Here is a 13,249-nt window from a genome sequence, read left to right as displayed (position 1 = left end):
TGGGCCAAATTTATTTAATTTTTAAAACGTCCCAATTTTAATGGGACACTAGTGAACCGTACTCTTTTATTGTAAGCATCCCGTTTCAAGGAACGCAAACCTAGAAACGAACGAGACGTTGATCTTTGCTCCGAACTCCACTTTTGCTGCAGAATTTCCCCTTACGATAGGACGTACGTGGGATGATGTATACTGACAATTCTGTCATCTACGCTGTGAACCCTGGATGGAATTGTTTATAACCTTATATTCCTATCACACCTTGAAGAATACTTCTGACCTGTGTCCGTTTCTAACAAAATGATCGAATAAAAGATAATCTAAGTAGTTGGCGAAAATACTTTTGGTATTCAGGCATCGATCTTCCAATGCAGGATTATTTATTTTCAAATTTCGATCCGCCTTTTCGTTCGATATCTATTTTTTTCGAAGTGCTCGCATCGCGAATTTAGGGACGTCATATCTGGCAATCATTTTGAGGGATCCTGGATCACAATCCATGCTGCCGAATTGTCGGTACTTGGGAAAGCTGCTAGGTAACGAAATATCCATCTAAGGCTGAATAGTTAACGTATCTTCTGATAGGAGGTGTCCATTCAGCGCTGTGTACTTCCAACTGTAATTACCGGGAGGGAGCGAGAATGTTACGGTATTCTGCTTTCCTTGGATTACAGAAAAGCCAAGAAACATGCGTTTGCTTGTATCGTAAAATTTGACAACACCCAAATCGTCAGCTTTCTTGCGCTGTGGAATCTCTATTTGAACAGTTTTTTCCGAACCATTCGGTGCTGCAAAAGTTGTGTGTGGATAAGATATTTCCTTGCCCTCGGTGGATGAACTGTTCATCTTAGCCAGTCGCTCAATATCACAGTACACACATTCGTCGTCCGTATCTTGATAATAGAGTAAATGAATGTTGGCCGTGGCTCGTGGAATTATCGCATGATAGATTCGCTTGTTCATCAGTTCGGATTTTTTGTAGTAATACAACAATTGACCTCCTTCCATGAGTTGCTCGTAACCTTGATAGTTTTGCGAATTTTGGTCGATATTATTTTGCTCGACCAATGCAACTACGTTATAAAATGGTTGTATACCTGGACTGCCTGAAAAAAGCGCCTTAGCGTGTTTCGGAACACGAAGTTTACGCAACAATTTCTTATCCAACCGATTTAGTTTTGTGGTTGAGAAACCTTTTTCGGTATCTTTATTATACAGGGTATAATCACCAAACAGTTCGAATGTAATTTGAGAGTCCTCGTTGTAGTAAGTTGGATCTTCATCTACCATCACGCCGTTTGACAAAAATTTGTACCCGCTACATCCACTTGTGAGCAAAATAATTACTAGTTGTGCTAAAATTATGGTTCTAAGTTTATGCATAGCTTTTATCTTGTTTTTTTGTGACAAATCCGTGAAAAACCGTTCTTGCAACGGCTTTTCATCACTTTTCTACTCCATATGTCGCTTAAAGTTCTGCGAAATATAATAGATGAGCATCATTTTTCCACTGCCTTTGGGCAGCTATTAAAAAAAAATGCGAACGACAATTCAGCTGAACCGGCGCTTGTTTTGATAAATTAAAAACGGATTTATTTATTGAAAGTAAATTTACATAAAAAATTTAGTACAGATAACGGTCTTATTTCTTCTCGCTGTTAATACCTCAAACAAAATATTATTTTGTTTGAGCATTTCAAAGTATTATCTAACAAACTTACGATGACAACATCTATAAAACGCTAAAAGTCAATAAAATAAATTGAATCAGATTTGATAAAAAGGTTGTGCTTTAGTATATTGAAGGGTTGTTGACGTTGAGGAGAGGGTATCCAAAAAATATAAAGCTGAAATATTGTTCGCGTTTATCTGTAATATATTGGGTATTCCCTTTACGGCAGGCTTATTATTCCAGTTTTTTTGGAATTTCATTGTCTCGTATGGTCGCTGCGTTAGCGATGAGTTTCGGTTATTGTGAATGCACGTAGGTGACGAAGAGTTAAAGTCTAAAATCTTACAAATAAAACACGAAATAGTATAAAGACACTAGATAGCATTATGCCGAAATTAGCAGTATTAAATAACGCTCTAAAATTCAAGTAAAATGAAAAATATCTTTTTAATCCTGGCTATCTTGCTATTCGGATATTCAGCATCTGCACAAAATACCAACATACTTTTAACTAACTATTACGAAGTGAAAAATGCCTTGGTGAACAGCCAAACGCAATTAGCTTCGGAAGCGATTATTAATCTGCAAAAAGGAATAAATTCGTCCGGAGATTTTAAACAAAAAGCCGATTTGAATAAGGCTGTAGATAAACTCGAAAAAGCAAAAGATTTGGAGAAACAAAGAGCCGCTTTTAATGAGGTTTCAACTACTTTATGGCAAATTTTAAAAAGCACCGATAAAGTAAATTCGCTCGTGTATTATCAATATTGCCCCATGAAAAAAGCCTATTGGTTAAGCAACGAAAAGGAAATAAAAAACCCCTACTACGGCTCGACAATGCTTAACTGTGGGAGTGTAGTCCAAATAAATAATCCCTCGTAAAAAGCGGAACTGTTGATTACACCACTTAGCGATATCCAAACATAACAACGTCATGAACATTCAGTTTTTTTTGAAACAAATGATACTGTCTGCAGTGTTTACCCTGTGGACGGCAACTTCAATTTTCGCCCAAAAAGTGGTGCGATACGATCTTTACGTAAAGGATAGCCTTGTCAATTTTACAGGAAAAGATAAAAGAGCTATTGCCGTGAACGGACAAATACCAATGCCTACATTGACTTTTACCGAAGGCGATACCGCAGAAATTCACGTGCATAACCAACTCAAAGAATCTACATCTTTACATTGGCACGGGGTGTACCTTCCGAACAAGGAAGATGGTGTTCCACTTCTAACGCAAATGCCGATTGCTCCCGGCACTACCCATATTTATCGTTTTCCACTCATTCAGAACGGGACACATTGGTACCATAGCCATTCAGGTTATCAGGAGCAGATTGGAATGTATGGTTCGTTTATCATCAAAAAGAAAAAACACAGCGATAAATTTCGAAAAGGCATTGATGATTTGCCTACCGTTCCAATAACATTGAGCGAATGGACGGATTACAAACCCGAAAATGTCCAACGCATGTTGGGTAATGCTTCGGATTGGTTTGCCATAAGAAAAGGAACAACCCAAAGTTACGCTGAAGCCATTCGTGACGGTCATTTTAAGACGAAGCTGACCAACGAGTGGAAACGGATGTTGGCGATGGATGTGAGTGACGTGTATTACAACGCATTTTTGATCAACGGTAAAGAAAGCAGTCAGCTTGCGCAATTTAAAGCAGGCGACAAAGTCCGATTGAAGGTTTCCAACGCTGGGGCGTCGACCTATTTTTGGCTCACTTATACCGGCGGGAAAATCACGGTCGTTGCCAATGATGGAAATGATGTTGAACCGGTAGAAGTGGATCGTCTGATCGTAGCTGTATCTGAGACTTATGATATCATTGTTACCATCCCCGAAGATAATACTTCTTTCGAATTGCTAGCTACCGCAGAAGACAGGACAGGTTCTGCCTCACTTTTTGTAGGCCAAGGGACCAAGAAATCAGCCGATCCTTTGCCAAAATTGAAATATTTTGAAGGGATGAAAATGATGAATGGTATGATGAAGATGAATGGTGATATGGAGGATATGGGCATGAATATGAGCTTGCAACAAATGGATATGAATGCCGTGATGTATCCCGAAGTTACAAGCGCAAAAGAGCACAAGAATAATTCCGAGAGTTCGTCTGAGCAAATGAATATGCACGATCATTCCAGCCATCATAGCAGCACTTCGGACATCGTTACCCTAAATTATGGAATGCTGAAATCGCCCTTTCCAACCACTTTGCCAACGGATGCACCGATTCGAGAAATGCGTTTTGAATTGACCGGAAATATGAACCGTTATGTCTGGAGCATGGACAACAAGGTTTTTTCGGAAGTAGATAAGATTTTAGTGAAGAAAGGAGATGTTTTACGCATTACGCTGTATAACAACTCGATGATGCGCCACCCGATGCACTTACACGGGTTTGACTTTCGAGTGTTGAACGACAAGGGGGAATATGCTCCGCTCAAAAATGTTTTGGATATTATGCCGATGGAAACCAACGTGATTGAGTTTGCAGCGAACACCGAGGGCGACTGGTTTTTTCATTGCCATATTTTGTACCACATGATGGCAGGAATGAACCGGGTATTCAGCGTGGGTGATTATGAAAACCCGTTGTTGCTCCATAAAGAAAAGGCATATAACATGTTGCAAATGGAAAGTAATATGAAACAATTAATGTTGGAAAGTGACTTTGCTACCAACGGGATTGACGGAATGGCTAGATTACAAAACGCACGTTGGAACCTTTCAACAGAGTGGCGTTTGGGATATAATGATAGGCACGGATACGAAGTGGAAGCGCATCTGGGTCGTTATGTAGATAAAATGCAATGGTTTATGCCTTTTATTGGTTTTGATTCGCGATATCGGAATATGGGAGTTGACGAACACGAAAAGAATTTGTTTGGTCAGTCTAATAAAAAAGATAGCCGAAATGCGGTTAGTTTAGGTTTTGTGTACACACTTCCCATGTTGGTGAATTTTCAGGCAGAAATATATCATGATGGCATCGCCCGTTTGTCCCTGATGCGGGAAGATATTTCGATTTCTAAGAGAATAAGAGCCGGTTTTATGGTTAACACCGACAGGGAATATATGGGAGAGTTGAAATATATAATTAATAAAAATATGGGAATTAGAACCCACTATGACAGTGATATGGGCTTTGGTGCGGGGCTTTCACTCAACTATTAATAACTACGACAAGCAATAATCCCTTGTGAAATTTTGGAGAGTATATTGTTTGTTCAAAATCTGTATTATCCTTTGTGTGAATTTGAATGGAGCTGGTTTTTATCAAGAAAATGTTGTTATTATAATAACAAATTTCGCAACTGCGAGATGAAAAACTGATTAAATACTTCGCTACCGCTATAAAATACTCCTCTTTCCAATGTGTAATGTAGGTAGATTCCTTGCTTATTGAATATGCCGTAGGATATTCACCCCCGACTGGAATGCGATCTCGCTGACAGAACCTTTTTCGAACAATAACCCGAAAATAAAATTTTCACCTTTAGAGGCTGGTTTTGAAAACTAGGTATTTGGCTAGATCTAGTTAGATTTAATACTTTAAACTATCGTCTGCGTTTCGAGATGCATCATAGTTCCCAAATCATTCCAGAATTGAATGATAATATTGTATTTTTAACAAAAGATGAAGATCCTTATTATTGAAGATGAGTTCGAAATAATTCAGAGTATCAAAGAATTTCTGCAGAGGGAAAACTTTTTGGTAGAAGAAGCGCTGACCTATCAGTTGGGTCTGGAGAAAGTACTGAACTACGATTACGATTGTGTTCTTCTGGACATCATGTTACCGGGCGGCACTGGGCTTGATATTTTGCGGGAACTTGAAAAGGCCGGACGAAGGCAGCCCACCTTGATCCTTTCTGCCAAAGGCGATGTTCAAGATAAGGTGTTAGGCCTGGAAATTGGAGCAGACGATTACCTGGCTAAGCCTTTTCATTTGGCAGAATTACTGGCGCGGATGAAGTCGATCATCCGCCGGAATGGGCAGCACGGAGATAGAAAGCTCATCTATAAAAATATTGAATTGATTCCAGAAGCAAGGCAGGTTCTGGTTGATGCAGAAGAACTACCCCTGAATCGGAAAGAGTATGATATTTTGTATTATTTTATGTTGCGCCCCAACCGCTTAATTGAAAAGACGTATTTGGCGGAAGCTGTATGGGGAGATAACATAGATCAGTCCGATAATCTGGATTTTATTTATTCTCAAATTAAAAATTTAAAGCGAAAGCTGAAAAACTTCGATGCCCAGATCGATATCCAGGCGGTGTATGGAGTAGGCTACAAATTGGTTTAGATGTCAGTATCAGTAAAAACGTATACAAATCGTTATCTCGTGATCGCAATATTGGCGATTATGGCGATTTGGGCCTTGCTCTTCTATGCTGTATTGATGGACGAGGTGTACGACAATATCGACGATGGACTGAAGAATCAAAAAATTGAAATTATACGCGAAGCCTATGATAATCCTGAGATCATCGAAGAAACCAAAGAATTCGGGATCAATCAATTTCGCATATTGCCTGCAACTCCTTCTGAGTTTACCGATAAAAATCGCTTTTCGAACGAAAAGTTCTATATGCCCTATGATGAAGAAGAAGAGCCGTATCGGGTTCTTCATACAGGCTTCTATACCCGCAGCGGAAGTACGTATGAATTAGAGATACGGACATCGACCGTCGAGGAAGACGATTTTCTGATTAATCTAGCTTTTTCTCTTTCGGTATTATATGTCGTGATCGCCCTAAGTATCATGCTCATCAACTATTTCGTTCTTGCCAAAGCATTGCAGCCTTTCGAGTTGATCATTAATGGATTGCGGAACTATCGCTTTGGAAATGTCCGAAGCTTTACGCCCGTAAATAGTCAAGTAAAAGAATTCGACGACCTTGAAAAGCATATTATGCATATGATCGACCGTAATGAACAAATCTTTGAACAACAAAAACGTTTCATCGAGAATGCCTCTCACGAGCTTCAGACTCCATTAACGGTGACTATAAACAAGTTGGACTTATTGATGAATGATGAACGATTAGACGAAGATCCTTTATCTAAAATAGTTGAAGCAAAGGAATCGCTTTTACGTATGGTAGGCCTGAATCGGTCTTTGTTAATGCTATCCCGTATCGAAAACAGGCAGTACCATCATGTCGAAACTGTTACCTTCAATAAATTGATGAAAGGTTTACTGGAGGACCTGTCAGACCTGATACAATTTAAGGGGCTGGAACTCGAATTGATCGAAAAAGGAGAATTTATATCCTCCTATAACGCTGATCTGGCTCTTGTTTTAATTTCAAATCTTTTAAGAAACGCAATAAAATACAATATCAAAGGTGGCGTCGTAAGAATCCACATCCAGAAGGACAGTATTGATATTGGAAACACGAGTACAGGCGAAGCCCTAAATCCTGAGTATATATTCGACCGCTTTCATAAAGGATCGCAAGATTCGCAGTCAAACGGTCTGGGACTATCCATTGTTAAATCCATCGTCGATAACTATCCCGCAATTACTGTTTCCTATTCTTACGAAACATACATGCATGTCTTCCGTATTTCGCATAAATCTTTTTGATTCCTAATTGTTTCCCAAATTGGAGACGATCTTTGATTAAGAATAAAATAAAAAAATATGGGAAAGTATGTAAAAGGAATTGTAGCTGTAGCCGTAACCTTTTTGGCTATTAACACTCAAGCACAAGAAAAAGCGATTGCCGTCAATCAAATGCCACCGGCAGCACAAGAATTTGTTAAAAAACATTACGATGTAAAATCTGTATCTTATGTAATTTTGGAAGATGAGCGCTTCTCCGGGAAAGAATACAAGGTTGCCTTCACGGATGGTACCGAATTGGAATTTGACAGCAAAGGTCGGTGGACAGAAATAGACGCTCAGCGGCAGGCCGTTCCGGCTGTAATTGTTCCAGAGAACATTCGGAATTATGTAAACCAAAGTTTTCCGAACAATAAAATCGTGCAGATTTCACGATCGTCACGTAAATATGAGGTAGAATTAACTAGCGGACTTGATTTGGATTTCGATCGGAATGGCGAGTTCGTAAGAATTGATGATTAATCAAAACAAAAAACAATAACATGAAAAAGTTAAAAAATTTATCGGTAGCGATGCTGATGGTAACGGTATTGGCGTCTTGCGACAAGGACGATAACGAAGAAATAATTAAGACAGAAGATTTGCCTGCAACAGGTCAGTCTTTTTTAAAGGAACATTTCGGAGATCAGAAAATAATATCGGTCGAGAAAGAAAATGAAGGATCGGAGGGTATAGAATACGAAGCCCGATTGGACAATGGCGTGGTTGTCAAGTTCGATAAAGACGGTGTTTGGAAGGAAGCAGATGCACCGGCTAATCTGTATTTACCTACGGCGTTTATTCTCCCGACCATCGTGAATTATGTGGGTACAGAATATCCCGATGCTGGAATCAACGATATTGACAAAGAACGCGCCGGCTTTGATGTCGAATTGACTAGTGGCCTTGACCTGGTATTTAATTTGGACGGAGATTTTGTACGCATAGATCTGTAAAGGAATACTTAGTTACGATATTTCACATCTTCACTTTCATTTGTTGCAGCATCCGCGGACTGTAAGAACTTCGTTACGGGGTGCGGATGCTACGACAAAATAATATATCTAGTAACCTGCAATGTGATAATGTCATAAGTTGTCAAATATTCGATGCGGAGGGTGATAACTAGTAACGGTGAAATGTCGCCCTATTAAAAACAACACAATCAACCCTTCAATTTGATCCCAAGTCGGTAAAAGTAGGTGGCGTGTGACATAAAATAGAAATACAGGCTGGAACAACCTATCGAATGATACAACGTGACTACTTTGTTTCCCGCAACGTTGCTCGCAGTGCTGTTTCATCCAATAATGTAGATCAAGAATCTAATGAACATCTCCCCAACGTACATCTAAAAATGTAAATTAAAAACAGTACGATATCAGATTGATAAAGGGATAGTGTGTTGTCTATTGTGGAAGCTGGTCAGACGCTCGGCCTATCTCGATACTTTAGGTGTTTTATGAAACGGGCACCTCGTGTATATCGCGAGTGGATTGCCTTTTAGCGGCCAGGTTTTTGCTGAGGACTTACATAATTGTGACTGGAATTCGTTAGTTTTGGCTATAGTTAGTTAGGGGACATTTCAATATTATCTCCTCGGCGAAGGAACGTTTGGTAAAACTCAGAAATACGGACGAACAATGAGATTGAAAGAAAGCATCGGTGATAATTACCGGAAATACTTACTGACCGGAGTCTTTTCAGCAATGCTGTTTATGGGCTATGCGCAACAAGAGGAGAAACAAGAGGAAGTACCGCAAGAACCGAGCGAGCAGCGACAGGAGCGTGCAGCTACGGTAATGGATTCCATCGATGTCGTACGTGATTACCGGCCGATGCTTGCTGATGCCGTAAAGGCCCGCCGGAGCCCAGATATGACGATCAACCGGGAAGCGATCGCGGTCGAGCTGCGCCAGATCGCCGCTGCAACATATTTTGAAAGGAACCGATTCAAACAAGCTTATAACGATGAATTACTGAAACGGCATCCGGACGCTTCGCGAGACAACATTGATAATTACCGGATCAGTTACCTGGCATATGGAGCCCATGAGTACGAAAGAGCGACTTCTATTTTGGAGCGCTTGGAAACTTCAGACGCCTATTATCAGGGCTCGATTATCACGTTGGGACATATTGCCCTAGAAACTGGAGATAAACAACGTGCCCGAAATTCGTTTGCCAGAGCAATGAAAATGGATATGGATCCGATATTGAAAGTGGATGCGCTTTATAACTACGCCAAAATCTTACACGAAATGGACTCCACCCAAGCTTCCGTAGGGGTTCTCCAAGAATATATCACTCAGAAATATGCCGGAATTCCAGATACGACAATACAAGAGAGTCCGGAAACGTTAGCCGTCGAAATTTTGTTGGGCACAAGTAATTTCCACGCGGGGGTTAGTTTACTCGAATCCTTAAAAAACAGAGGGCAGCAAACCGATACAACCTATCAAAAAGCAACGTATTACCGCGCATTGGAGTTCTACAACGAGCGTGCTTTCGAGAATAGTATATCCTTGTTCATGAGATCCGAAAAATTCCCGATCGATCCGAATATGGCAGCGTTAGCCACGTATTGGAAAGCTGAAGCGATGTATGAAGTACGCAAGTACAAAGAAGCTGTGGACAATTTTTCCCGGTTTCTCCGGTTGCCTGCCGCACGAAACACTGAAGTATACAGTTATGCAAACTACGGCCTCGCTTATGCCGCGTTCCGCAACGATAGCTTCAGTATGGCGGCAGATTATTTCGGACGTTTTTTAGCTAGCGAAGGGAGTTCCGTGGAGGAAAATGTACGTTATGATGTGATCGCCCGTTTGGGTGATTCGTATTTGTCCTTACGCAACTACGGTAAAGCCAATCAGTACTATGACCAGCTGATTAACAGCGAAGCGCCCAATCAGGATTACGCGTTGTTTCAGCGGGGGATTATTTATGGATTACAGGGCGACAATGAAACCAAGCTCAGCACGCTGTCGTCCGTTGTGAAACAATTCCCAAATTCAAAGTATGCGGATGATGTGGGATTTGAGGTTCCGTATACATATTTCACTAGCGGAGATTACGATACCGCCATCGAAGGATTACAGCGGATGATCAAGGAATATCCCCGCAGCAGCTATGTTCCCCGTGCTTTGATGACCATTGGGCTTGTCCAGTACAATAAAGGGGACAGCGAAGCGGCGAAGGCTTCGTTCGAGACAGTGGTCGAGCGATATTCTACGACGGATGAGGCAAAACAAGCGCTCCGCTCCATAGAAAACATATATCTAGATCAGGGAGATGCTTCGAGCTACATTCATTACGCGATGAGCGCCAATATTAGTGATTTAAGTGTCCCGGAGCAGGATAACTTGGCTTTCCAGGTGGCTAATTCATTATTTTCTAGGGGGGCGTTTGGACCGGCAGTGGAAGCGATCAATGCCTATTTTGATAAATTCCCGAAACCCAGACAGGAAAAACATGCCCGTTATATACGTGGGGTGAGTTTGTACCGTACCGGACACCCGAAAGAGGCGTTACATGACCTGAATATTATCCTGAACGATTGGACGAGCAAGTATACGGAAAACACCTTGCTGACGGTGGCGGCGTTATACCTGAATTTGGAAGAATACAACGAGGCAATTGTGCATCTCAAAAAACTAGAGTTGACTTCAGAATACAAGGAGAACTATAACTATGCAGTAAGTAACCTGATGATTTGTTATTTCCAAATCGGTGACATGGAACAGGTGGCTAAGTATGTCAGGTTGATAAAGAATTATGAACGGTCATCGGAGGAGGATATTGCCAGGGCACACTTGTACAGTGCGCGAGCCGTCCTGCTGGAAGGAAACGTGGCGCCTGCCATGAAGGAGTTGAATCTAGCGGCGCAGAAGAGCCAAACAGCAGTCGGCGCAGAGGCACGGTACCGCATGGGGCAATTACAATATGAAGACAAGGAATATGATAAAGCCCAGAAAACTGCCTTTGAGGTGATCAACAATATGGGGTCACAAGACTACTGGGTGGCCAAGAGTTTCCTTTTGCTTGCGGATACCTATGCCAGTAAAGGTGATGCTTTCCAAGCAAAGAGTACGTTGGAAAGTGTGATTGAAAATTATGAAGGAGAAGATGATGTCATCCCTTCAGCAAAAAAACGTTTACAGAAGCTGAACAAAAAGTAACAAGTACGTCTCAGCTGCGTAGACTCAGTGTGCGCAGTCTAGATGGGAACTCCAACTTTTTTTTAAGAAACAATTGCGTAACTCGAAAGTTACGCTTATATTCGTAACTTCACGGTTACATAATTAAGCGTATGAAAACAGAAATTAAACATCAGTGGATTTATGAGCAATCGTCCGAGGAAATATGGAAATACCTCACGGAATCGGAGTTAATTGCATTATGGCTTATGCCTAACAACTTCAAAGCCGTAGTGGGGTATGAATTTGAATTTTGGACAAGTCCTATTCCTGCTCTTGAACTAAACGGAGTTTTCTATTGTAAGGTCCTTGAAGTTGTATCTTTAAAAAAGCTTGTATACAGTTGGAAAGGTGGCCCGAGTGAAGAAATAACAACACTTGACACTCTTGTTGAATGGACATTAGAAGAACAAGAGAATGGTACATTATTAAACCTGAGACACTCCGGGTTTAAAGATCAAAACTACACGATTCTAACAGGTATGACCGATGGATGGCTTAAGAATATTCAGAAAATGTTAGACCTATTAAATAAGAATAACGATTGTGAGACAAACTCTTGACGCTTTTCAGGTTATTGCGGATCCAAGTCGCAGACAGATGCTGCATTTACTTACTAAAGAAACTTATAACATAAGCAGTTTAGCCGATAACTTCGAGATGAGTCGACCGGCAGTTTCCAAACATATCGGAATTTTGGAAGCAGCGGGCTTTATTACAATAAAAGATGTTGGCCGAGAACGCTTTTGCACGCTAAGTCAAGATGGTTTTATTGGTTTACGCAAATGGTTGACGCATTTTGACGACTTTTGGAACAAAAAATTAAGCAACTTAGATACGATTTTAAAACATAAATAGATTTAAATTAAAATATACGATCATGCAAAAAGAAATCTTATTCCAACTTTTGGAACAGAACCGAAAAGATTGTGCTTTTTTCTGCGAAAAGATAAACGCTACGAACAGTAGCTTTCGTTTAACGGACCAAACAGCATCCGCCGGGTTTATTTACAGACATATTGGTGAAACTATAAATTTAATTGGTGAATTTTTCGGCTATAGAACTACTATTGAGGGAACGACAATGGGTAAACAAGATACAGGAGTTCTCTATGACCTTGATATAAGTCATAATTATTTCGAAAAGGGGTACAAAATGCTTAAAAGTTTAGTCAAGAATACTACGGAAGTTGCATGGCTTGAAGAAGTGGATACCCCATGGTTTGGTAAGCTATCAAGAATCAAACTGTTTTCACTAGTGCTATTCCACAATTCGCATCATTGCGGACAAATATCGTCAACTATATTAAAAGGTAATTAAAAGTGCGCGTTACTCCCGCCGCTAATATCAATTTGATAGGGTGGAGGCCCGTTTGGAAGTTATAACTTCGAAATGTTATCCGTTGCCCAATTAGCAAACCCGGTTTCGCATCCCATTTTCCACATAAATGCCTTAATCAAAAACAACGGAAATCATGAGCCGAGAGGCTTCATTAGTCGCAAACGAGCAGTGAAAAATCAAAAAAATATATATTCGCTCGTCTATACTGTTATGTTTTGATGCAGCTTCAGCTCATAAACAGTGCATTAATTAATAATTCATTTCTTTGCATTTCGTACAGGTTATTGTTCAGAGTCGATGTACTTTCGCTTTAATTTCAAATCGGAAAAACAATTTCACCTCTTAGCGAGTTTTATAATACGCGATGGAGCCATCTGCGTTCGAATTAATTTATGTGGATAAAAAGGCA

General features: G+C 40.4%; 11 protein-coding genes. 10 read left to right on the top strand and 1 reads right to left on the bottom strand.

The features are described from left to right. Positions 1–552 precede the first annotated feature (552 nt). Complete coding sequence (locus FM107_RS11655) at positions 553–1,383, bottom strand: hypothetical protein (RefSeq protein WP_086948689.1); 831 nt, start codon at positions 1,381–1,383, stop codon at positions 553–555. Between the two features lie 721 nt (positions 1,384–2,104). On the opposite strand from FM107_RS11655, the gene FM107_RS11650 reads away from it, so the two are divergent. From FM107_RS11650 to FM107_RS11605, 10 genes are all read left to right on the top strand, one after another. Next, the gene (locus FM107_RS11650) at positions 2,105–2,554 is read left to right on the top strand and encodes a DUF3347 domain-containing protein (protein ID WP_086948688.1); all 450 of its coding nucleotides are present in this window, start codon (positions 2,105–2,107) and stop codon (positions 2,552–2,554) included. A gap of 52 nt (positions 2,555–2,606) precedes the next feature. Beyond that, positions 2,607–4,862: a multicopper oxidase domain-containing protein gene (locus FM107_RS11645; protein ID WP_086948687.1), complete on the top strand. Its 2,256-nt coding sequence runs from the start codon at positions 2,607–2,609 to the stop codon at positions 4,860–4,862. A gap of 463 nt (positions 4,863–5,325) precedes the next feature. Then, positions 5,326–5,997, top strand: coding sequence for a response regulator transcription factor (locus tag FM107_RS11640; protein ID WP_086948686.1), 672 nt, complete (start codon positions 5,326–5,328; stop codon positions 5,995–5,997). After that, positions 5,998–7,284, top strand: a complete 1,287-nt coding sequence (locus FM107_RS11635) for a cell wall metabolism sensor histidine kinase WalK (protein WP_086948685.1) — start codon at positions 5,998–6,000, stop codon at positions 7,282–7,284. A gap of 57 nt (positions 7,285–7,341) precedes the next feature. After that, on the top strand, positions 7,342–7,785 hold the full coding sequence (locus FM107_RS11630; protein ID WP_086948684.1) for a PepSY-like domain-containing protein: 444 nt from the start codon (positions 7,342–7,344) through the stop codon (positions 7,783–7,785). A gap of 20 nt (positions 7,786–7,805) precedes the next feature. After that, on the top strand, positions 7,806–8,258 hold the full coding sequence (locus tag FM107_RS11625; RefSeq protein ID WP_086948683.1) for a PepSY-like domain-containing protein: 453 nt from the start codon (positions 7,806–7,808) through the stop codon (positions 8,256–8,258). A gap of 687 nt (positions 8,259–8,945) precedes the next feature. Continuing rightward, the gene (locus FM107_RS11620) at positions 8,946–11,480 is read left to right on the top strand and encodes a tetratricopeptide repeat protein (RefSeq protein ID WP_086948682.1); all 2,535 of its coding nucleotides are present in this window, start codon (positions 8,946–8,948) and stop codon (positions 11,478–11,480) included. 131 nt (positions 11,481–11,611) lie between these two features. Beyond that, positions 11,612–12,061: an SRPBCC domain-containing protein gene (locus FM107_RS11615; protein ID WP_086948681.1), complete on the top strand. Its 450-nt coding sequence runs from the start codon at positions 11,612–11,614 to the stop codon at positions 12,059–12,061. Further along, positions 12,045–12,356 (top strand): helix-turn-helix transcriptional regulator, encoded by a 312-nt coding sequence (locus tag FM107_RS11610; RefSeq protein WP_256959484.1) that lies wholly within the window; start codon positions 12,045–12,047, stop codon positions 12,354–12,356. The genes FM107_RS11615 and FM107_RS11610 overlap by 17 nt, the downstream gene beginning before the upstream one ends. Positions 12,357–12,378: 22 nt before the next feature. Continuing rightward, a complete protein-coding gene (locus FM107_RS11605) occupies positions 12,379–12,819 on the top strand; it encodes a DinB family protein (protein WP_086948679.1) in 441 nt (146 codons plus the stop codon). Positions 12,820–13,249: the final 430 nt, after the last annotated feature.

The organism is Sphingobacterium sp. JB170, assembly GCF_900163865.1.
Classification (GTDB): domain Bacteria; phylum Bacteroidota; class Bacteroidia; order Sphingobacteriales; family Sphingobacteriaceae; genus Sphingobacterium.
Note: the sequence above shows the minus strand (reverse complement) of the source record. Positions and strands in the feature narration are given on the sequence as shown.